This window comes from Paenibacillus pedocola (genome assembly GCF_031599675.1).
In the GTDB taxonomy this organism is placed as follows: Bacteria; Bacillota; Bacilli; order Paenibacillales; family Paenibacillaceae; genus Paenibacillus_AQ; species Paenibacillus_AQ pedocola.
In genome coordinates, this window is the sequence record NZ_CP134223.1 from 904,505 (window position 1) to 925,089 (window position 20,585).

Annotated in this window: 15 protein-coding genes, 14 tRNA genes and 2 rRNA genes; 23 read left to right on the plus strand and 8 right to left on the minus strand. The window is 51.3% G+C overall.

Annotated features, from left to right (window positions below; all coding sequences use genetic code 11):
* Nucleotides 1–82: 82 nt before the first annotated feature.
* The 17 genes from QU597_RS03860 to QU597_RS03940 all read left to right on the plus strand — a co-directional run bounded on the left by QU597_RS03860 (nucleotide 83) and on the right by QU597_RS03940 (nucleotide 5,897).
* Nucleotides 83–3,009 (plus strand): 23S ribosomal RNA (locus QU597_RS03860).
* 79 nt (nucleotides 3,010–3,088) lie between these two features.
* Nucleotides 3,089–3,205: ribosomal RNA gene (gene rrf, locus QU597_RS03865) — 5S ribosomal RNA — on the plus strand.
* A 57-nt stretch (nucleotides 3,206–3,262) separates the two neighbouring features.
* Nucleotides 3,263–3,339: transfer RNA gene (locus tag QU597_RS03870), tRNA-Ile, on the plus strand.
* A gap of 3 nt (nucleotides 3,340–3,342) precedes the next feature.
* A tRNA-Asn gene (locus tag QU597_RS03875) sits at nucleotides 3,343–3,418 on the plus strand.
* A 3-nt stretch (nucleotides 3,419–3,421) separates the two neighbouring features.
* Nucleotides 3,422–3,511, plus strand: a tRNA-Ser gene (locus QU597_RS03880).
* A gap of 138 nt (nucleotides 3,512–3,649) precedes the next feature.
* Nucleotides 3,650–3,721, plus strand: a tRNA-Glu gene (locus QU597_RS03885).
* Between the two features lie 6 nt (nucleotides 3,722–3,727).
* Nucleotides 3,728–3,803, plus strand: a tRNA-Val gene (locus tag QU597_RS03890).
* 86 nt (nucleotides 3,804–3,889) lie between these two features.
* Nucleotides 3,890–3,963 (plus strand) — tRNA-Met (locus QU597_RS03895).
* 10 nt (nucleotides 3,964–3,973) lie between these two features.
* Nucleotides 3,974–4,051, plus strand: a tRNA-Asp gene (locus QU597_RS03900).
* A gap of 95 nt (nucleotides 4,052–4,146) precedes the next feature.
* Nucleotides 4,147–4,221, plus strand: a tRNA-Gln gene (locus QU597_RS03905).
* 10 nt (nucleotides 4,222–4,231) lie between these two features.
* Nucleotides 4,232–4,307 (plus strand) — tRNA-Lys (locus QU597_RS03910).
* 16 nt (nucleotides 4,308–4,323) lie between these two features.
* Nucleotides 4,324–4,407: transfer RNA gene (locus QU597_RS03915), tRNA-Leu, on the plus strand.
* 7 nt (nucleotides 4,408–4,414) lie between these two features.
* A tRNA-Gly gene (locus QU597_RS03920) sits at nucleotides 4,415–4,489 on the plus strand.
* Nucleotides 4,490–4,499: 10 nt separating this feature from the next.
* Nucleotides 4,500–4,576, plus strand: a tRNA-Arg gene (locus tag QU597_RS03925).
* A gap of 31 nt (nucleotides 4,577–4,607) precedes the next feature.
* A tRNA-Pro gene (locus QU597_RS03930) sits at nucleotides 4,608–4,681 on the plus strand.
* An 11-nt stretch (nucleotides 4,682–4,692) separates the two neighbouring features.
* Nucleotides 4,693–4,763 (plus strand) — tRNA-Gly (locus QU597_RS03935).
* Nucleotides 4,764–4,946: 183 nt separating this feature from the next.
* Nucleotides 4,947–5,897 carry a helix-turn-helix transcriptional regulator gene (locus QU597_RS03940; protein ID WP_310831458.1) on the plus strand — a complete coding sequence of 317 codons (951 nt, stop codon included), beginning with the start codon at nucleotides 4,947–4,949 and terminating at the stop codon, nucleotides 5,895–5,897.
* 59 nt (nucleotides 5,898–5,956) lie between these two features.
* On the opposite strand, the gene katA is transcribed toward QU597_RS03940, so the two are convergent.
* Complete coding sequence (katA, locus tag QU597_RS03945; RefSeq protein WP_310831459.1) at nucleotides 5,957–7,414, minus strand: catalase KatA; 1,458 nt, start codon at nucleotides 7,412–7,414, stop codon at nucleotides 5,957–5,959.
* Nucleotides 7,415–7,745: 331 nt separating this feature from the next.
* Nucleotides 7,746–9,362: an alpha-glucan family phosphorylase gene (glgP, locus tag QU597_RS03950; protein ID WP_310831460.1), complete on the minus strand. Its 1,617-nt coding sequence runs from the start codon at nucleotides 9,360–9,362 to the stop codon at nucleotides 7,746–7,748.
* 357 nt (nucleotides 9,363–9,719) lie between these two features.
* Here glgP and QU597_RS03955 point away from each other — a divergent pair, with 357 nt between their 5' ends.
* The 3 genes from QU597_RS03955 (at nucleotide 9,720) to aroD (ending at nucleotide 12,505) form a co-directional block, all read left to right on the plus strand.
* Nucleotides 9,720–10,631, plus strand: coding sequence for a copper amine oxidase N-terminal domain-containing protein (locus QU597_RS03955; RefSeq protein ID WP_310831461.1), 912 nt, complete (start codon nucleotides 9,720–9,722; stop codon nucleotides 10,629–10,631).
* Nucleotides 10,632–10,782: 151 nt separating this feature from the next.
* On the plus strand, nucleotides 10,783–11,697 hold the full coding sequence (rbsK, locus tag QU597_RS03960) for a ribokinase (RefSeq protein WP_310833219.1): 915 nt from the start codon (nucleotides 10,783–10,785) through the stop codon (nucleotides 11,695–11,697).
* Between the two features lie 43 nt (nucleotides 11,698–11,740).
* A complete protein-coding gene (gene aroD / locus QU597_RS03965; RefSeq protein WP_310831462.1) occupies nucleotides 11,741–12,505 on the plus strand; it encodes a type I 3-dehydroquinate dehydratase in 765 nt (254 codons plus the stop codon).
* A gap of 42 nt (nucleotides 12,506–12,547) precedes the next feature.
* Here the strand turns inward: aroD and QU597_RS03970 are convergent, their stop codons facing one another.
* Nucleotides 12,548–12,958, minus strand: coding sequence for a carboxymuconolactone decarboxylase family protein (locus QU597_RS03970; protein ID WP_310831463.1), 411 nt, complete (start codon nucleotides 12,956–12,958; stop codon nucleotides 12,548–12,550).
* Nucleotides 12,959–13,059: 101 nt separating this feature from the next.
* Between QU597_RS03970 and QU597_RS03975 the strand changes: the two genes are divergently transcribed.
* Entirely contained in the window at nucleotides 13,060–13,446 is a 387-nt protein-coding gene (locus tag QU597_RS03975) for a MerR family transcriptional regulator (protein WP_310831464.1), read from the plus strand.
* 86 nt (nucleotides 13,447–13,532) lie between these two features.
* Here the strand turns inward: QU597_RS03975 and QU597_RS03980 are convergent, their stop codons facing one another.
* Both QU597_RS03980 and QU597_RS03985 read right to left on the minus strand, forming a co-directional pair.
* Nucleotides 13,533–14,300: a MerR family transcriptional regulator gene (locus QU597_RS03980; protein WP_310831465.1), complete on the minus strand. Its 768-nt coding sequence runs from the start codon at nucleotides 14,298–14,300 to the stop codon at nucleotides 13,533–13,535.
* A gap of 238 nt (nucleotides 14,301–14,538) precedes the next feature.
* On the minus strand, nucleotides 14,539–15,291 hold the full coding sequence (locus tag QU597_RS03985; protein WP_310831466.1) for a 3'-5' exonuclease: 753 nt from the start codon (nucleotides 15,289–15,291) through the stop codon (nucleotides 14,539–14,541).
* A 307-nt stretch (nucleotides 15,292–15,598) separates the two neighbouring features.
* Between QU597_RS03985 and QU597_RS03990 the strand changes: the two genes are divergently transcribed.
* Together QU597_RS03990 and QU597_RS03995 are read left to right on the plus strand one after the other, a co-directional pair.
* Nucleotides 15,599–16,024, plus strand: a complete 426-nt coding sequence (locus QU597_RS03990; protein ID WP_310831467.1) for a hypothetical protein — start codon at nucleotides 15,599–15,601, stop codon at nucleotides 16,022–16,024.
* Between the two features lie 14 nt (nucleotides 16,025–16,038).
* The gene (locus QU597_RS03995; protein WP_310831468.1) at nucleotides 16,039–16,428 is read left to right on the plus strand and encodes a nuclear transport factor 2 family protein; all 390 of its coding nucleotides are present in this window, start codon (nucleotides 16,039–16,041) and stop codon (nucleotides 16,426–16,428) included.
* A gap of 20 nt (nucleotides 16,429–16,448) precedes the next feature.
* Here QU597_RS03995 and QU597_RS04000 read toward each other — a convergent pair whose 3' ends face one another.
* From QU597_RS04000 to QU597_RS04010, 3 genes are read right to left on the minus strand one after another with little or no spacing between them, the layout of a single operon-like run.
* Complete coding sequence (locus QU597_RS04000) at nucleotides 16,449–17,186, minus strand: spermidine synthase (RefSeq protein ID WP_310831469.1); 738 nt, start codon at nucleotides 17,184–17,186, stop codon at nucleotides 16,449–16,451.
* 13 nt (nucleotides 17,187–17,199) lie between these two features.
* Complete coding sequence (locus QU597_RS04005; RefSeq protein WP_310831470.1) at nucleotides 17,200–18,696, minus strand: response regulator; 1,497 nt, start codon at nucleotides 18,694–18,696, stop codon at nucleotides 17,200–17,202.
* Between the two features lie 45 nt (nucleotides 18,697–18,741).
* Nucleotides 18,742–20,559, minus strand: a complete 1,818-nt coding sequence (locus tag QU597_RS04010; RefSeq protein WP_310831471.1) for a cache domain-containing sensor histidine kinase — start codon at nucleotides 20,557–20,559, stop codon at nucleotides 18,742–18,744.
* Nucleotides 20,560–20,585: the final 26 nt, after the last annotated feature.

A 20,585-nucleotide genomic window follows, 5' to 3' on the forward strand; every position in this document is an offset into this window, starting at 1 on the left:
GTTGATACGAATTTTTCTGTGAAGGAAATGAAGATCTTGAATTTATTCAATGGTCCGATATTTCTCCTCCGGAGAAAATCGAGGTTAAGCTAATAAGAGCACACGGAGGATGCCTAGGCGCCAGGAGCCGACGAAGGACGTGGCGAACAACGAAACTGCCTCGGGGAGCTGTAAGCAAGCTTTGATCCGGGGGTGTCCGAATGGGGAAACCCAGCTGTGGTAATTCGCAGTTACTCACACCTGAATACATAGGGTGTGTAGAGGCAGACCAGGGGAACTGAAACATCTAAGTACCCTGAGGAAGAGAAAACAATAGTGATTCCGTCAGTAGCGGCGAGCGAACGCGGAACAGCCTAAACCAAGGGGCTTGCCCCTTGGGGTTGTGGGACGTCTCACATGGAGTTACAAAGGAATATGGTAGGTGAAGAGGTCTGGAAAGGCCCGCGATAGAGGTAAAAGCCCTGTAACCTAAACTGTGTTCTCTCCGAGACGGATCCCGAGTAGTGCGGGGCACGTGAAACCCCGTATGAATCCAGCAGGACCATCTGCTAAGGCTAAATACTACCTGGCGACCGATAGTGAAACAGTACCGTGAGGGAAAGGTGAAAAGCACCCCGGAAGGGGAGTGAAATAGAACCTGAAACCGTGTGCTTACAAAAAGTCAGAGCCCGTTTTAGGGGTGATGGCGTGCCTTTTGTAGAATGAACCGGCGAGTTACGTTTAACATGCAAGGTTAAGGTGAGAAGCCGGAGCCGCAGCGAAAGCGAGTCTGAATAGGGCGATTTAGTATGTGGACGTAGACCCGAAACCGTGTGATCTACCCCTGTCCAGGGTGAAGGTGCGGTAACACGCACTGGAGGCCCGAACCCACGTATGTTGAAAAATACGGGGATGAGGTGGGGGTAGCGGAGAAATTCCAATCGAACTCGGAGATAGCTGGTTCTCCCCGAAATAGCTTTAGGGCTAGCCTCGGTGAATGGAGTGGTGGAGGTAGAGCACTGATTGGGTGCGGGGCCCGCAAGGGTTACCAAGCTCAGTCAAACTCCGAATGCCATTAACTTCTTGCCGGGAGTCAGACAGTGAGTGCTAAGATCCATTGTCAAAAGGGAAACAGCCCAGACCATCAGCTAAGGTCCCCAAGTGTGTGTTAAGTGGGAAAGGATGTGGAGTTGCACAGACAACCAGGATGTTGGCTTAGAAGCAGCCACCATTGAAAGAGTGCGTAATAGCTCACTGGTCGAGTGACTCTGCGCCGAAAATGTAACGGGGCTAAACACACCACCGAAGCTATGGCTAGATGCTTTGCATCTGGGGTAGGGGAGCGTTGTATGTGGGTTGAAGGTGTACCGTAAGGAGCGCTGGACAGCATACAAGTGAGAATGCCGGTATGAGTAACGAAAAGATCAGTGAGAATCTGATCCGCCGAAAGCCCAAGGTTTCCTGAGGAAGGCTCGTCCGCTCAGGGTAAGTCGGGACCTAAGGCGAGGCCGAAAGGCGTAGTCGAAGGACAACAGTTTGAAATTACTGTACCACCGTAATCCGCTATGAGCGATGGGGTGACGCAGGAGGGTAGTGACGCGGACTGATGGATGTCCGTCTAAGCAGTGAGGCTGGTGTGTAGGCAAATCCGCACATCGTTAAGGCTGGGCTGTGATGGGGAGCGAAAATTATAGTAGCGAAGGTCATGATCTCACACTGCCAAGAAAAGCCTCTAGCCAGGAGAAGGTGCCCGTACCGCAAACCGACACAGGTAGGCGAGAAGAGAATTCTAAGGCGCGCGGAAGAACTCTCGTTAAGGAACTCGGCAAAATGACCCCGTAACTTCGGGAGAAGGGGTGCCTCGGTAGGGTGAATAGCCCGAGGGGGCCGCAGTGAAAAGGCCCAAGCGACTGTTTAGCAAAAACACAGGTCTGTGCGAAGCCGCAAGGCGAAGTATACGGGCTGACGCCTGCCCGGTGCTGGAAGGTTAAGGGGAGTGGTTAGGAGCAATCCGAAGCTATGAACCGAAGCCCCAGTAAACGGCGGCCGTAACTATAACGGTCCTAAGGTAGCGAAATTCCTTGTCAGGTAAATTCTGACCCGCACGAATGGCGTAACGACTTGGGCGCTGTCTCAACGAGAGATCCGGTGAAATTTTAATACCTGTGAAGATGCAGGTTACCCGCGACAAGACGGAAAGACCCCATGGAGCTTTACTGCAGCTTGATATTGAATTTGGGTACGATCTGTACAGGATAGGTGGGAGCCGTAGAGGCAGGAGCGCAAGCTTCTGCGGAGGCGCCGTTGGGATACCACCCTGATCGTATCTAGGTTCTAACCTGGTACCCTAAACGGGTACGGGGACCGTGTCAGGCGGGCAGTTTGACTGGGGCGGTCGCCTCCTAAAGAGTAACGGAGGCGTTCAAAGGTTCCCTCAGAATGGTTGGAAATCATTCGAAGAGTGCAAAGGCATAAGGGAGCTTGACTGCGAGACCTACAAGTCGAGCAGGGACGAAAGTCGGACTTAGTGATCCGGTGGTACCGCATGGAAGGGCCATCGCTCAACGGATAAAAGCTACCCTGGGGATAACAGGCTTATCTCCCCCAAGAGTCCACATCGACGGGGAGGTTTGGCACCTCGATGTCGGCTCATCGCATCCTGGGGCTGAAGTAGGTCCCAAGGGTTGGGCTGTTCGCCCATTAAAGCGGTACGCGAGCTGGGTTCAGAACGTCGTGAGACAGTTCGGTCCCTATCTGTCGTGGGCGCAGGAAATTTGAGAGGAGCTGTCCTTAGTACGAGAGGACCGGGATGGACGTACCGCTGGTGCACCAGTTGTTTCGCCAGAAGCATGGCTGGGTAGCTACGTACGGACGGGATAAGCGCTGAAAGCATCTAAGCGTGAAGCCCCCCTCAAGATGAGATTTCCCAATTAGTAAGACCCCTTGAAGACGACGAGGTAGATAGGTTGGAGGTGGAAGTGCAGTAATGCATGGAGCTGACCAATACTAATCGGTCGAGGGCTTATCCAAATTTCGAAGAATGCAGATTCGTTTCGGATTCAGTTTTCAGGAATTAAGGTTCCTGAAGCATTTACGCTGTAAATGCCCGTTTGGTGGCGATAGCGGAAGGGTTCCACGCGTACCCATCCCGAACACGACCGTTAAGCCTTCCAGCGCCGATGGTACTTGGACCGAAGGGTCCTGGGAGAGTAGGACGCCGCCAAGCGGACAACCACAAACACTGTGGTATTTTTTTTGCCCTTAATATTTTAATAAGATAGAAGGGCCTTTAGCTCAGCTGGTTAGAGCGCACCCCTGATAAGGGTGAGGTCGGTGGTTCGAGTCCACTAAGGCCCACCATTTTCCCTGATAGCTCAGTTGGTAGAGCACTCGACTGTTAATCGAGTTGTCACAGGTTCGAGTCCTGTTCGGGGAGCCATATGGAGAGGTGTCCGAGTTTGGCCGAAGGAGCACGATTGGAAATCGTGTAGGCGCCACAAGCGTCTCGAGGGTTCGAATCCCTCTCTCTCCGTAGCTTTACTTCCCTGAATTGGGATGAGAATCCTCAGTGGTTCGTTGAAGCATAAGCTTCGTTAGCATTACATCGCAATCTCGATTGAAATGAGAGTATCCCTCTCTCCGTTCGATTTTGTTTTATTCTTTACAGCATGGCTCGTTGGTCAAGGGGTTAAGACACCTCCCTTTCACGGAGGTAACATGGGTTCGAATCCCATACGAGTCATATTATGGAGGCTTAGCTCAGCTGGGAGAGCATCTGCCTTACAAGCAGAGGGTCGGGGGTTCGAACCCCTCAGCCTCCACCATAATATTTCCCCAAAAGTGAAGCGAGGCTTCGTAGAGGATTCCGGGTACATTCCGGGACCGCAAGGGAATATATATTTCTTACTGACGCGGGGTGGAGCAGCCCGGTAGCTCGTCGGGCTCATAACCCGAAGGCCGCAGGTTCAAATCCTGCCCCCGCAATTACTTTTTTGGAACCGTGGTGTAGTTGGCCTAACATGCCTGCCTGTCACGCAGGAGATCGCGAGTTCGAATCTCGTCGGTTCCGCCATTTTAAATGGTATTAAGGTATCAGGGATTGTGCATCCTATATCTCGAAGTATAGAGTATCCACCCGATTCCGTAGGTTTTGCTAATTATGAATATTGGGGATTAGCCAAGCGGTAAGGCAACGGACTTTGACTCCGTCATTCATAGGTTCGATTCCTATATCCCCAGCCATTATGTATAAGAGCCATTAGCTCAGTTGGTAGAGCACCTGACTTTTAATCAGGGTGTCGAAGGTTCGAGTCCTTCATGGCTCACCATTTTCTCACAAAGTGTGCGCGTGTGGCGGAATGGCAGACGCACCAGACTTAGGATCTGGCGTTTCACGACGTGGGGGTTCAAGTCCCTTCACGCGCACCATGTTTTTGCGGACGTGGCTCAGCGGTAGAGCATCGCCTTGCCAAGGCGAGGGTCGCGGGTTCGATTCCCGTCGTCCGCTCCATATAGATTTTGCGCCCTTAGCTCAGCTGGATAGAGCGTTTGACTACGAATCAAAAGGTCGGGAGTTCGAATCTCTCAGGGCGCGCCACTTATTTTTTTGAAGTGTGATTACCGTATTACGGGATGTAGCTCAGCTTGGTAGAGCACCTGGTTTGGGACCAGGGGGTCGCATGTTCAAATCGTGTCATCCCGATTTTATATTTTGCGGGTGTAGTTCAATGGTAGAACTTTAGCCTTCCAAGCTAATAGCGTGGGTTCGATTCCCATCACCCGCTTACGAAACAGAGCAAGAGCTGTGGATTATCCGCAGCTCTTTTTTTGTTTTCCGGTAAAAGGATGGATAGAAATAAGTGAGACCTGAGGAAAGACGTGTATTTGGTGACAGCGGGAATGCCGGATATTGATATATTATATTTACATAATTATCCGCATTGAATACAAGCCAAGGAGCATACCGCATGACAGACAAAGTAATTCGAATCTTCAAAATTATCAACGCGATCCAGTCTAATCCCGGAATCACAGCCAAGGATCTTGCATTCAGATGTGACGTGACCCTCCGGACGATTTACAGGGATCTTGATATTATCAGCCATTTTGCCCCGGTTACGAATGAAGGCAGGGGGACCGGCTACAGGTTCCTGGGTAAGTTTTATCAATATCCGCTGGATTTCTCTGAGCAGGAGGCATTAGCCTTTTCCCTTTTGCCCTCAGTGCTGAATCCGGACAAAATCCCTCCGGGTTTTCACACCGCCTATGACAAGGTTATGGGCACACATCTGAAAGAAAAGTCTAAGCAGAATGGAATTCTGGAGAACATTGCGGACATTATTCAAATGGGGAAACCTGCTTACCGCAAGGAAAGCCGTAATTTTCTACAGCCGATTATCGGAGCGATTCTGGATCAACGGAGCATCCGGACGATATATCACTCGCAGTCACGCAATGCCACAACTGAACGTGAAATTGATCCCTATTATTTAATTCCGCGTGACCAGCGTTTTTATCTTATTGGGTACTGTCATGTTAAGGGGGATATCCGTACATTCCGTATGAGCCGGTTTCAGCAGGTTGAGGTCACGGACTCAAGCTTTGACAAAAACGGGTTTAATATTAGAAGTTATTTGAAGCATACCTGGTCGATTAACCGCGGGAATAAATACATAAGGTTCAAGGTGCGCTTTTCTCCTGAGGTGGCGCGCTATATTAAGGAAGAAGAGCTGTTTGTTCATCCACGGATGAGCGATGAGCAGGACGGCAGTCTTCTGTTCGAAGTGACCGTTAACAATGCCAGTGAGTTCATGAAATGGATTTTGCAATATGGCCCAAATGCGGAGATTCTCGAACCACTGTCGGCCAGAGCGGAGCTTCAACTTCAATTGGAGCAATGGGTGGGGCTCTATCAGTAAAGTTGGCTAAAATCGAAAAATCCCCGGGCTCCTAGCCCGGGGATTTTTATTGAAAGCTTTTATTCAGCTGCAGGTACAGGTAATCCAAGTCCGGCAGCAACACGCTGTCCGAATTCAGGATCAGCTTTATAGAAGTGGCCGATCTGGCGGATTTTGATCTCATCGTATTCCACAGGCGTCATGGCCCCTACGATATTCTGCACAAGCCGGGCACGTTCCTCTTCACTCAGCAGACGGTACAGATCACCAGCTTGTGTATAATGATCGTTGTGATCGTATGCCACACTGTCTGCCTGGCCGGAAACTTTAAAAGCTGCAGGCTTATGCTGTGGAGATTCTGTTGCTCCGCCAAAGCTGTTAGGCTCGTAGTAGACGGACCCGCCGCCATTGCTGGTGGAATTCATCGCACCGTCACGCTGGTTATTGTTCACCTCGGCGACAGGCCGGTTGATCGGCAGCTGGTTGTGGTTGGCACCTACCCGGTAACGGTGGGCATCGGCATAAGCGAACAAACGCCCCTGGAGCATTTTGTCTGGTGAAGCTTCAATTCCGGGCACGAACGAACCTGGGGAGAAGGTGGCCTGCTCGACTTCTGCGAAATAGTTCTCAGGATTACGGTCCAGTACCATATGGCCGACCTCAATCAGCGGATAGTCCTTCTGCGACCAGACCTTGGTTACGTCAAAAGGATCGAACCGGTACGTATCCGCATCCTCCTCTGGCATAATTTGCACACACAGTCTCCATGCCGGGAAATCGCCTTTATCAATGGCGTTGAATAAGTCCTCGGTATGATAATCCGGATTCTCACCGGCAAGCTGTGCGGCCAGGTTGACATCCAGGTTTCTTACACCCTGTTCTGTTTTGAAATGATATTTAACCCAAACAGCTTTACCTTCAGCATTGACCCATTTAAAGGTATGGCTTCCGAAGCCGTGCATATGACGGAGCGTTGCGGGAATGCCACGGTCTGACATCAGAATCGTAACCTGGTGCAGCGACTCGGGCGATAATGACCAGAAGTCCCAGACAGCATTTGGATTCTTCAGGTGTGTCTGCGGATGACGTTTCTGGGTATGGATGAAATCCGGGAACTTGATCGCATCGCGGATGAAGAAGACCGGCGTATTGTTGCCGACAAGATCATAATTGCCTTCCTCAGTGTAAAATTTAACGGCAAAACCGCGCGGATCGCGCACAGTATCGGCAGAACCCAGCTCTCCGGCAACAGTCGAGAAGCGGATAAACATAGGTGTGCGCTTGCCTACTTCAGACAAGAATGCCGCTTTGGTATATTGGGACAAATCCTGTGTAACCTCAAAATATCCATGAGCACCGGCCCCTTTAGCGTGAACGACACGCTCTGGAACACGTTCTCTGTTGAAATGGGCCAGTTTCTCGAGCAGATGAACATCCTGCAGCAATGTGGGTCCACGGGAACCTGCTGTCATTGAATTCTGATTGTCTCCTACGGGGGCACCCCAGCTTGTTGTAAGTTTGTTATTGCTTTGACTCATGAATACACTCACCTCGGTATAGGATTTGAATTTAGAATTAGTATAAGTTCTATAATAACAAAAATTTGATGAAAATCAATTCTTTTTTATAATCATTTTAATTAACAATATGCGGAAGGAGATTATTTCATGATGGGGACAACTAGCGGTGAAAAATTAGGTAGCATGGTATACGCATGGCGGGATAATTGGGAAGAAAGAAAGCCGAAGGCAGAATGTGCTGTAATAAAAGAGCCTCCCCTCCGCTAAAGCGGAGGAGAGGCTAGGAATGAGATAGATCTCCAGAGATCATGGAGTGATCAGGAGCGTATAATTAACCGTTAATACCTGCTTAACCCTTGATGTACATTTTGCTGTAATATTCATCCAGCATTCGTTTGCTTGCGAATTCGGTGCGGGTAGTTTCGATGCTCTTGTGCATCATTTCTACCCATTTATCACGGTTCTCATAAAAGGTCGGGACTACCCGGTTCAGGAGTGTATCATATAATGCGTCGCTGTCATGCTTGTCAAGCACTGCAAAATCAGTAGTTTCAAAACCGTCACCAATCTGCCAGCCATTCTCCCCGTCAATGCAGGCTTCCGGCCACCAGCCGTCCAGGATGGAGCAGTTCAGCACCCCGTTCATCGCAGCCTTCATTCCGGAGGTTCCGCTTGCTTCCAGCGGTCTGCGCGGATTGTTGAGCCAAATGTCGGATCCGCGGGTCAGCTGTGCACCGATCGTCATGTCGTAGTTTTCCAGGAAAACTACGCTCTTCGGATATTTCTTCATCATGGCGACGAGATTGCTGACAATTTTTTTGCCGTTGTCATCCAGCGGATGGGCTTTGCCGGAGAAGACGATTTGGATTTTGCCGTCTCTCAGGTAAGGCTCGATCACTTCCGGCTGGGAGAAAATCAGGTCGCTGCGCTTGTAAGGCGCAGCACGGCGGGAGAAGCCGATCAGCAGATTGTCGGGATTCAAGGCAATGCCGGAGCGCTCCTCAATAAAGCCGATCAGTTCATTCTTGATCTCTGTATGTGTAGCCCACAGATCGCCGCCTTCCTCAAAGGCGCGGGTTATCCGTTCGTCTACCCAGGTAGGAGTATGAATGGCATTGGTGATGCCGATGATTTCTGATCTTCCGGCAACCTCTTTCCACATTTTATTAGCGGTATCGGCGTGCAGCTGGGCAACAGCATTGGAGATCCGTGACAGGCGCAGGCCGGCAACGGTCATGTTGAACGGTTCACCGCCGATCCGCTCCATTTGGTCACGGGTTAAGCCGTTAAAGGCACTCATGTACTCCAGACGGTCTAGCGGGTGGGTCTCATTGCCTTCTTTTATCGGGGTGTGGGTAGTGAACACAACTTCTTCGCGCGTCGCTTTCCACGCTTCTTCAAAGGTGCTGCCGCCGGACATTTTTTCGCGGATCAGCTCGATTGCAGCCAGCGCAGCATGGCCTTCATTGAAATGATAGACATCGATCGGAATCTGCAGCGCACGCATCGCCTTGACCCCGCCAATGCCGAGCACAATCTCCTGTGCAATCCGTTCTTCACCAAACCAGCCGTACAGCTGGCCGGTAATCCAGGCATCACTGTTCTCCGGGATATCCGTATCAAGCAGGTAGAGCGGGCTGTTGCCGAATTGCTCGGTTTTCCACACTTTGCAGACCACATCGGTTTTTCTGACTTTTACAGTAACCTTAACCCCTGTATCTTCAAGGAAATCATAGACGTAATTGTGGTAAGAGTCATAGGGATTGCCATTCGCATCAATCTTCTGGTCCGTGTAGCCTTGCTTCCATTTCAGTCCGATAGGGATGATTGGGGCACCAATGTCCTTTGCACCTTTGATGTAATCTCCAGCAAGGATGCCCAGGCCGCCGGCATACATTTTGAAGTCGGAATGCAGGCCATACTCCATGCTGAAATAAGCGACAGACGGTAATTTGTTCTGGTTCACTTGATAAGCCTCCTAAATACGAATTAGATTGGAATCAGGTGCTGCTGTAAGCTACATCTAAGGTGCAAACGTTTGCTCAAAATGGTGAAGTTTTCCCTGGAAGCGATTGCACACCTATTCTAGCACATTTGCAGAACAAAAGCATAGCGAAGTTTGAAAAACAATTCGACCAGGAAAAGCATACAAATTCAGCAAGCCGGGGTCTGCACGAAGTAGGTATCCTTGGCTAGTGCCAGGGGAGTATCGCAAGTTCCGGACTGAGTAAAACCTCCTAAATATTCATTTTTACTCATCAGGCTGAGGACGGCAACCGAAATATATGATGAAGTACATCACAACATAGGGGGAACAGAACACATGAAAAAATTCCTTAGTATCTTTGCAAGCTGTGTTTTGGCAATTAGCATGATGTCGGGAGCGGCACTGGCCAAATCTGAAAACGGTAACGGAAAGGGTAACAGCAACAGTAACAGTACTAAAGAAGCTGCTGTGAAACCTGCGGCGACACCTGCTGCAACACCTGCAGCCGACAAAGCGAAAGAAAAGGAAAAAGAGAAGGGCAATGAAAAGGCTAAAGAAAGCGTTACTTCTGTTACATATGCTACATATGAAAACAAGGGTCACAATGGATATAAAGGGCTTCTGAATGCGATCGAAAATGTGAAGGACAAGCCGGCAGGAGCAGTTATTGAGGGGCTGTTGTTGACCAAATATAATACTGAGCTGACACCGGAAATGAAAGCTGAGCTGGAGGCCATTCAAGATAAGGATGCTGCGCTGTCGGCACTTGCGGATATGCTGAAGGAGCGGGGAAGTGTAACTGATGCAGTGTATGTGCAGAAGGAAGCTATTCTGGCCAATGTCAAGAATCTGAATTCATACAAAAAGCTTGGCGAGCTGTATGCACAAACCGGCCAAAACGGGATAAAGCTGTATGTTAACGGCGAAGAGTCCACCTCAGCAGTTGCTCCAATTCTTAAAGCCGGAACTACATTAGTACCGTTCAAGGCTATTGCGGAGGCCCTGCAGGCCGAGGTGGTCTGGAACGCTAAGGACCGCTCTGTTACCATGACCCGGGAAGGGACTACCGTGAAGCTGTTTATCGATAAGAAGACGGCATATGTTAACGGTCAGGAAATCATTCTCCAGGTGACGCCAGCCATCGTTAAGGGCAATACCGTGGTGCCTGTCCGCTTTGTCAGTGAAACCTTGAAGGCTACTGTCAAATGGGAGCCGGTATCCCAATCTGTAGTTATCTACGAAGATTAGTATAGTTCAATATTCGCTAAGGCACGGCAGATACTGCCGTGTCTTTTAACGTATAAGGATAGAAATAGATCACGTCATCGTTTGATTAATCCGGGGAAATCCGAGTAAGATAGAGAGTAACAAGTTTAGGATGGTGAAAAGATTGGGAATCGTGATAATCGGCAGCCTGAATATGGACATGGTCGTGCGCACAAGCCGGGCTCCTGAGGCCGGAGAGACCTTGTTTGGACAGGCCTTTGCCTTGTCTCCGGGCGGAAAAGGGGCTAACCAGGCTGTAGCCGCAGCCCGTCTTGGCGCAGAGGTGACGATGATCGGCAGAGTGGGCAAGGATGGATTTGGCCGTGAACTGCTTGAGGTCATGCGGCAGGAGGGGGTCCATACGCAGTATATCGGGCAGAGTGAAACCCGGGCTACAGGTGTAGCTTCCATCGTAGTGGATGAAGAAGGGGAGAACCGGATTATCGTTGTGCCTGGGGCGAATCTTGAAATGGGACGTGAGGATATCGCAGCATTGGCACCGGTTATCAGCCAGGCGGAAATGGTGGTCATGCAGCTGGAAACGGATCTTCCGATGTGTGAACAGGCTGCGTCTATGGCGCATAGCTATGGGATCCCGGTTATTCTCAACCCGGCCCCGGCCCGCGCGCTTAACGATGAGTTGTTACAGCATGTGGCCTACCTGACTCCCAATGAAACGGAGGCGGGCCTACTCTCGGGAATGGCCGTGAACAGCATCGAAGATGCCGGGCAGGCCGCGCGGCTTCTGCTGAAAAAAGGCGTAGAGAATGTTGTTGTTACGCTCGGTGCCAAAGGGGCGCTGATTGTGAATGATGCCGGCAGCCTGCACATCCCGGGATTTCCGGTACAAGCCGTGGATACGGTTGCTGCCGGAGACTCTTTTAACGGTGCGCTGGCCTATCAGCTGACCTCCGGAAAGACGCTTGCGGAAGCCGTCCGTTTCGCCAATGCTGTCGGTGCGCTGGCGGTAGGCAAGCACGGGGCGATTCCATCACTGCCGCAGCTGGCGGAGGTTGAACAGTTCCTCAAGGAATCGGCCGGAGCTTAAGGTTAATTATAAGCATATTGAAATACATAAGGAGCTGAACATAGTGAGCGGCACTGTAACGGTTAAAAATGTAACGCTGGGCGAAGGAATGCCTAAAATCTGTGTACCGCTGGTTAGTGGAACATTGGCTGAACTGGAAAAAGAGGCCGAGGCGCTGAAAGCACTCGCACCGGATGTAGTGGAGTGGCGTAGTGATTTTTATGCTGGTGTGGAGGATATCGCAGCGGTTATGGAAGCGCTGGAGCGGATTCAGTCCATTCTGCCGGACATTCCGCTGATCTTCACATTCCGCAGCGCGAAGGAAGGCGGGGAGAAGGAGATCTCCACCGAATATTATATTCAGCTCAATAAGGCGGCCGCTGAGAGCGGCTGGGTCGATATTATCGATGTGGAACTGTTCAACGAGGAGACTGTCGTACGTGATTTAATTGCGGCTGCCCATGCCTGCGGGGTATTCGTAATCCTGTCCAATCATGATTTTGAGGGAACACCGTCCGAAGAGGAGATTGTCTCCCGGCTATGCAGGGCACAGGAGCTTGGAGGCGATCTGCCGAAAATTGCCGTTATGCCGGGCAGTCCGGGGGATGTGCTGACGCTGCTGGCAGCAACGAATAAGATGCAGGAGCAATATGCAGACCGTCCCATCATTACGATGTCCATGGCCGGAGAAGGGGTAATAAGCCGCCTGGCCGGAGAAATCTTCGGCTCGGCGCTGACCTTTGGGGCAGCACACAAGCCTTCGGCTCCGGGCCAGGTGGCGGTAACCGAGCTGCGCAGAGTGCTGGAGCTGCTGCACCGCAGCCTATGAGCCTTGGGCCTTGAAGGGACCGGGAGAATACAGACAGCTCCGTCAGTCGGAGCTGTCTTTTTGCTGATTCTGCACCGTAATTTCCCGTGATTTAAATACGTCCTTAGCCACAAAGGTTGCATTCAGCACACGCGGAAATCCGGCGTAAGGCGCGCAGTGCAGGATGGCTTCCACTATTTGTTTAGGAGAGAGTCCTACATTAAGCGCGGCATTGATGTGAACGTTAAGCTGTGGTTCGCAGCCGCCCAGAGTAGTGAGTGAGGAGATAGTGATAAGTTGGCGCTGCCGCAAATCCAGCCCATCCCGGGTATAAATATCGCCAAAAGCAAACTCGATTACAAATTGCCCCAAATCGGGAGAGATATCTTTCAGCGATTCAATCACTTTGGCTCCTCCGGTACCGTCCACCTCCATCAGCTTTTCCCAACCGCGATTATAACGTTCTGTAGTCATAAGTAAACCTCCGTTTAATAGAATTTCTATGCTCTACACACAGAGTACAGCTTAGAGCGCGCTCTAATGCAACTGTTCATTTGCTGTGGTATGATTTCAGCATGAACAACTTACTTACGATTCAGGAAATGTCCCGCCTGACGGGACTATCAGCGCATACGCTGCGGTATTACGAGAAGGTAGGCATGCTGGAGGGCGTGTCCAGGAATGAACAGGGCTACCGTGCCTATTCCGAGGCCGATGTGTCTTGGGTACAGTTTCTGGTCATTCTGAGGGAGCTGGATATCCCCATCCGGGAAATGAAGCGTTATTCCGATCTGCGCAGCCAGGGTCCCTCCACTGTCCATGAGAGACGATTGATGCTGGAAGCCCACCAGAGCAGGGTCCAGCAGCAGATGCAGAAGCTTGGCGATAATCTCGGGAAGATTGCCGACAAGATTCAATACTACAAAGAAATGGAGGAAGAGGTGGAAGCGGAGATAAAATAGAGCGGCAGCGAATATCCGCTGCCGCTGCTTCATGGTAAGGAACGCCCTATAATAAGGACAGGTGAATCTTGAACCTGAAATCATTTTTATTCTTGCCCAGTCCCGGTATACACATGAACGGAATCCCTCAGAAACTGGGCCATGCCGGGACGGACCTTGTCGTAGTAAGCGGTAAACCGCTCGTCATCCACATACATCTGGGCAACTCCGGCATGGGCTTCTTTCGTGTAAGTGTCCCAATAGAAACTGAGCCACTGGCGGTGCAGGTCAGCGGCTTTTTGCGCCAGCTCGCTGGCAGAATCGCCTTCCTCCATCGCCTGCTCCAGTGACGCGAACATGTCTGCTTCGAGCTGCTGAAGGGCAGTGTACTGCTCTTCCGTCATATTGCTCAGCTTGCGGTTTGACTTCTCCACAGCTTCCGCGCCGTATTTCTCACGGACCTCTTGTCCGTATTTCTGCTCGTTATCGTCGATTAGCTTCTGCTTAAAGCCTGCGAATTTCTCTTCATTACTCATGGTCATTCTCCCTTCTGATTGGGCCAGTGTCTGCTCGACGTTTGCAATCAGCTCATCCAGCTGATTCCTCCGCTGAAGCAGCCTTTCATGGTGTTCCCGCAGAGCCTGTGCGCCGTCAAAGGACGGTGAGGTTACGATTTCCTTGATTGCCTCAAGGGTTAGGCCGAGCTCACGGTAAAACAGAATCTGCTGCAGCAGATCTACTTCAGCCTGGCCGTAAATACGGTATCCCGATGAGTTAATTCTTGCAGGCCTCAGAAGTCCGAACTCATCGTAATAACGCAGCGTCCGTGTGCTGATTCCCGCAAGCGCCCCCAGCTTCTGTACGGTATATTCCATAATAACTGCCTCCTGTAACAGATTTTCAGCGTTTGATTCCTCTGCATGACTGCACATCCCGCCGGTAAGCTGCGCTTACAAAACCACTCTACACCTTCACGTAACGGCAATGTCAAACGCTATTTTTATTGTAACCATCTTTTTTATCAGATAGGCAAAGGACACAAAAAAGCGGCAGTCTCCGCGGGGATACCCCAACTGGAAAACTGCCGCTGTTCATACCGTCTAAAGACGCAGATTACTTCTTGCCTAGCTGTGCTGCAAAATAGGCCTGCAGCTCCGCCGCTTTGCGGGGATCGGCCAAAGCGTCTTCGCCCGGGAAGTAGTGCTCGGCTACCAGTTCCCAGGTGGGAACGATTTTTTGCGAGGTCATGGCTTTGATCGCAATTTTGACCGTTTTGCGCTCTCTGGCATTGGAGAAGGTGTCCACATAGTGCTGTGACCGCTCAAAATCCAGCTCCGGGAAGACTGCACGGAAAATCTCCGCAGTCATCTTGGCATCGTCTAGCGCCCGGTGGGCGGAGCCGGAGGGCTCAAGCCCAAACAGCGCCATCGCACCTTCAACGCTGATGTCATTGCTGAGTCCACGTGCCCGCAGCACCCCTTTGAGGAGATCAAAATAGGTTGCCGCCATCCAGTAGGCGTCGTCCATTTTGTGCATCCGGACGTCCTGAATGATCCGCTTCATGTCCTCGCCGCCCCAGGTCAGGAGCAGCACGCCGTCAGGGCTTTGATCGAGCCAGGCCCGGAACGCGGTAATGACTTTGGGGAACCGGTCAGCGACGTCGATGTCCTCTTGGGGGATGCCGGTTTTTTTCTTAATAAACGAATTCAGGGTAGAGAAATATATAGGTTTGATTAAGGCGGAGAACTCATCCTTAAGCTGCAATGAAGCGTCTAACCGGACGGCTCCAATCTCAATGACCTCCATAGGATGCTCGCTGGCAAATTTGCGGCCGTTGAATTCGATGTCCAGAATAATATAATCCACAGGTAATGCCTCCGTTTCAGTGACTGGCGCTTTCAAGCCGAAGCCTGCGCCGACTCTTCTATTTTAGCAAAAAAAGCGGACAAAAGGGAAACGAGCCTGGAATTGCCGAGGGGCAGCTGAAATGTATGATATTTTGGCGTGCAGATACAGGAAGCAGGAGTAGTAGACGGCAGAGGAGAAGAAATAGAAATGGAAATGACGGGAGTAGAACTGTGCAGCAGAACTTTGAGCTCATGGAAGAATACTTCAGTTCCTGAACTATAAGAGGCAATGCCGGAGCAGCATGGTATAACCAATCAGAGGAGGAATGCTTGTGCTGCTGTATGTCACTGTCAAAAATTCAGGAAAGCGCAAGCCGGTATTGGAACGCCGGGAACTTGTCCTTCAGGAAACTCCGGGTAATCTGGAGGAGCTGATCACGGCTATTGTAGCCTTGCAGTTGAAGGAGCTAGCGGATAAGCAGGGCAGGGGTGAGCTTATTCCATACCTGACAAGAGGCGAAATCAGAGAGCGGGGAATCAGCGGTAAGATTGGCTTCGGAACGGTCTATAACAACAAGCCGCCTGAGCTGGAACAAGCGGTGGAAGCTGCGCTCCTGGCGTTTGAGGATGGGCTGTATAAAGTGTTTTTGCGCGAGGAAGCCTTTACCCGGTTGCATGAACCTATGGAGATAGGGGAGGGAGACGAACTGGTTTTCATCCGGTTCACCATGCTAGCAGGAAGTCTATGGTAAAGGGGAAAGTTACTATGGAAGACAAAAAGGAAGATACAAAGGAAGCAGTACTCATAAGGCATATCTGCGAACTGGAAGAAAAACTGCTGAGCGCGGAGGTACGGAGCTGTCCGGAGGAGCTGTCCGAGCTGCTTGCGGATGATTTTTTTGAATTCGGAAGCTCGGGAAGGGTGTGGTATAAGCAGGATTTAATGGGGGAGGACGGGGCAGGCGAGGTCCGGATGATCTTGAGCGGGTTCGAACTGCATCTGTTGTCTGAAACGGCTGCTCTTACTACTTACCGGATTCTGAACGAAGAAACGGGGGGAGCGACGCTGCGAAGCTCGATTTGGAAGCAACAAGACGGGCGCTGGCAAATGTTCTTTCATCAAGGGACGCCGGCCGGGAGTCCAAGCCACATATAGCAGTTGATCTGCTCCGCTGTTCAGTCTCTGATCACATGGCCCTGACCGAGGGTGACCTCAATGAAGCCGGCCATTTGCCGGGCTTGATAGCGGATCGGCTTGCCGCTGCCCATAATAACAATGTTGCGGATATCTGCAGAGCCTTCCGCAGGAAGCGCGAAAGCTTTGATATAGGGGTATTCTTCACTAAGCGTAGTATGGATGGCGTTCATCAGCCGGTCATTTTCAATTCTGCCCATCAGATTCATCAGAATCGAACCGCGCGGATGGAGCTTGGAACGGGTGAGACTGAAAAACTCGCTGGAGGTTAAATGCGGCGGGGTTCCGGCGGCAGTGAAGGCATCCAGCAGAATGTAGTCGTAACGCCCGTTCTGCTCACCCTCCAGCAGACTCCGGCCATCACCAATCATGACGTTGTCCTGATTATATCCGAAGTGGGTTCTGCTATAGTTTACGACCTCAGCATTCACCTCTGCCACCTTGAAGCTTTTCTCCGCAAAATAACCGGCAATGGTTCCGACTCCGTGTCCGATCAGGAATACATCCTGGAAATAGGGCTCATTGCATTCCATTAAATGAATCATTGCCCGCGGGTATTCAAAGACCACACGCCGCGGATGCTCCAGATCAAGCGCGCCCTGAATCGCATCACCGGAAAACTGGAGAACGCGGAAGCGTCCTTTTTCACCATAAAGCTCTGTAGTTTCATACACCTGGATCTCATCATTATTCCGTGATGCCGGGAACTGTGGCTGCACAATATCGGTCTCCTTATACGAGGGAAATTCGTTTGTATTCGTTCGGCGTGACGCCGACAACTTTCTTGAACAGCTTGTTAAAATAAGCGGGATCGGGATAGCCGACTTCGGTGCCGATTTCATGTACCTTTAGGTCGTGGGCACTCTTAAGCAGGTGTTTGGCTTTGCGGATGCGGATTTCAATAATATAGTCCGTCAGGGTGAGCCCGGTCTCCTGCTTGAACAATTTGCTGAGATAGCTTGGCGTCAAAAATACCATACCCGCTAGCGTATTGAGGTCAGCATGCTGATTATAATTGGCCGACACCCAGCGCTTCACCGTTTCAACTGCTGTACCGGACATTTCCAGCCGGTGAGTGCGGATTTCATTCAGTGCAGCGGAGAAAAGAGTCGTGAACAGCTCTTCCATTTCGCCAAGGCTCATGCAGGCTTTGATCTGCTCCTCCAGCCTTGGGCGGGTCTCTTTCCAGTAGACGGCTGCGAATTCCTGCAATTCTTTGCGGGCGGTTTCCTCCACCTGCTGGAGGGAGCGGAGAATCAGATCCGGATTGGCCTGCCCTGCTTCCAGCTCGCGGAACATCTTGCGGATCCACTCCTGCGCCCCGGCGATACTCAGAATCTGCAGATCATGGATCAGCGGCTCCCGGAAGGGAGCGAAAGGATCTGCTGCAGACTTCTCCGCAACGTTAAGTTCCTCAATAGTAGCATAATGCAGCGGCTGCGGATTATAAATTCCCGCATCACAGGCTTGCTTGGCTTCGAGATAAGCGGTTCTCAGCCTGGCCGGATCGGAATAGGAACGGCTTGCCCCGATATGCAGGCGCTGATTCCTGCCAGCCGGACTGACATAATCCATGATATCGCGCTGCTCCTCAGGGGTTAGCGGCTGCGGAGAATAACGGGCCCACACCTGAATGCCTTTATGAATCTCCAGAAGGTCAAATAGAGCGCCCTTCTCTTGCCGCAGACGGTCAGCATAGGCACAGACTGTTTCCCGGGTGCCCCCTTTTAGCACATAGAGCGAAAAATACGGCTGGGGCAAACCCAGACCGTTTAAAAGAACAGCAGACGGCTCCTCGATATGCAGCAGGGAGAGCAGCAGCCCGGAGCGCTGGCGTTCTTCTTTGTCCCGCTGCAGCCTCCGTTCCTGATCCAGGGTATAAAGCACTTCGAAGAGCTGTTCTTTGTTGATCGGCTTGAGCAGGTAATCCACGGCTGAGCTGCGGATGGCTTCCCGGGCATAATTGAATTCAACGAATCCGCTCATCAGCAGTGTGCGGATCTGCGGGTGGCTGGCTTTTAGCCGCTTGATCAGCTCCAGACCGTCGATCTGCGGCATACGGATATCGGTAATGACAACGTCCAGCTGAAGGGAAGGCAGCTCATCCAGCAGATGCTTGCCGTCCGGATAAGTACCGACGACACAAAAGGTGCGGCTCTCTTTGCTGATCATCCGGGCCAGGCCTTCGCGAATCAGAACCTCATCATCTACAATCACAATACGCAGCAATCCGGATATCCCCTTTCCTGACTATATAGTCCAGCTCATATAGTATTATTCCTCAACGCGGGCGTCCGAGAGGTCGTCAATTCTTAGAATAACGCGGGTGCCCCGGCCAGGCTCGCTGTATACACGCAGCCCGAAAGCGCTGCCGTAATGCAGGCGGATCCGCTCATTTACATTGCGCAGGCCGATGCCGAACATTTCACCGTCGGCCCCGTTCATCAGATTATTGTTCAGCAGCCGCAGGGTACTCTCGTCCATGCCTACACCATCATCCTCAACGCAAAATACTTTTTTGCCATCCTCAGTCCAAGCGGTAATATGGATTGAACCCGGACCCTCTTTAGGCTCCAGGCCGTGAAACACGGCGTTCTCGACAATCGGCTGGAAGACCAGCTTAATGACCGGAAGCGGAAGGAATTCCTCCGGCACTTCAATGTTCAGGCTGAATTTATCCGGGAAGCGGATTTGCAGCAGATGCAGATAATTGCGCACATGATCCAGCTCATGCCGGATTGTTACCATTTCATCGCTGCGGACAATCCCGTAACGCATTTGCAGGCCGAGCAGATAAGTCAGCCTGGCCACACGCGGATCGTCACTGCTCTCTGCCAGCATGCGGATGGATTCCAGCGTGTTGTAAATAAAATGCGGGTTGATCTGATTCTGTAGAGCACGCATATCGGCCTTTTGCTTGCGTTTCTCCGTAAGCGATACTTCCTGGAGCAGATCCTTGACCCGGATGATCATCCGGTTGAAGTGGCTGCCGAGCATTCCGATTTCATCGTTATATTTGGGCGAAAGCCAGACATCCAGATTGCCATGCTGCACCTGCTTCATCAGGCGGACCATCGATTTCAGCGGTTTGGTCAGTGCATAGGAAATGAACGTCGCCACAACCAAAGCAAAGGCTACAATCGCCAAAGTCGTCAATATCAGCGTATTTCGGGTCTTCTGCACCGGGGTAAGGATCTTTTCCAGCGGAATTGTAACCATGGTCGTCCACCCGGTTTTCGGTGACACGGTATAGACTGCCAGATAATCCCGGCCCTCCAGGTGAATCTGGAAATGCCCCTCCGGCTGAGCCGTATTCTGCAGCAGCAGGGGGATATCATGCTGCTGCAGAACACGGCTCTGAGAATCTGTATTTAAACTGCCATAGATAAGCTGTCCTTGATCGTCCACAATCAGGGTATTGCCCTGGGTGACGGTATTGACCGGGTCGGCAATGCCTTTGAACAGGCTGATGTCGATATCAAAGACCAGCATACCGATCGGCTTCAGCGTGCTGACCGAGGTGATCGTCCGCAGGACACTGAAGACTTCGCGGTGACCGCCGGCGTTCACCCGGATCGTATGCCGTCCCTGGACAACAGGCGCTACCCCGGCTCCCTTGGTAAGGGTCTGCCACTCGTTCATCCGCTCTGCGGGGAACAGTTCATTAATGCCGGGAGCTCTGTCGTAGAAGACAGAACCGTATTTGTCCACTAAGTATACGGCAATGATCTCGTCTTTCGTATGGTTCAAATAGCTTAGGAACATCGACATGCTGGTGTTCTTATCCCAGTCGGCATACTGCTGCTCCAGATAAAATTGAACATCCGTATTATACAGCGGCAGCGCTGTATTTCTTTTTAAATCAGCAACATACCTGTCTATGGTATCCGAAGCGCTGCCCGCCATCTGCCCGGCACTCTTCGTTCTGCTCTGCAGCACCGAATTATAGGTGGAGCGGGAGGAAAGGTAGCTGACATAAGTAATCGGCAGAGAAAGAAGAAAGACGAATACGACAATCAGCTTGCGCTCCATCGGCAGGTTGGCGAGAAACAGCCATAGTCTGCGCGGGATTCTCAGGATGTATGATACCACGGTAGTATTCCTTTCCGTACATCCCC

Excerpts from the sequence above, each read along its gene's own strand:
- QU597_RS03940 (WP_310831458.1), top strand. The coding sequence starts at position 4,947 with ATGACAGACAAAGTAATTCGAATCTTCAAAATTATCAACGCGATCCAG.
- katA (WP_310831459.1), bottom strand. The coding sequence starts at position 7,414 with ATGAGTCAAAGCAATAACAAACTTACAACAAGCTGGGGTGCCCCCGTA.
- QU597_RS03955 (WP_310831461.1), top strand. The coding sequence starts at position 9,720 with ATGAAAAAATTCCTTAGTATCTTTGCAAGCTGTGTTTTGGCAATTAGC.
- QU597_RS03970 (WP_310831463.1), bottom strand. The coding sequence starts at position 12,958 with ATGACTACAGAACGTTATAATCGCGGTTGGGAAAAGCTGATGGAGGTG.
- QU597_RS03975 (WP_310831464.1), top strand. The coding sequence starts at position 13,060 with ATGAACAACTTACTTACGATTCAGGAAATGTCCCGCCTGACGGGACTA.
- QU597_RS03980 (WP_310831465.1), bottom strand. The coding sequence starts at position 14,300 with ATGGAATATACCGTACAGAAGCTGGGGGCGCTTGCGGGAATCAGCACA.
- QU597_RS03990 (WP_310831467.1), top strand. The coding sequence starts at position 15,599 with ATGCTTGTGCTGCTGTATGTCACTGTCAAAAATTCAGGAAAGCGCAAG.
- QU597_RS03995 (WP_310831468.1), top strand. The coding sequence starts at position 16,039 with ATGGAAGACAAAAAGGAAGATACAAAGGAAGCAGTACTCATAAGGCAT.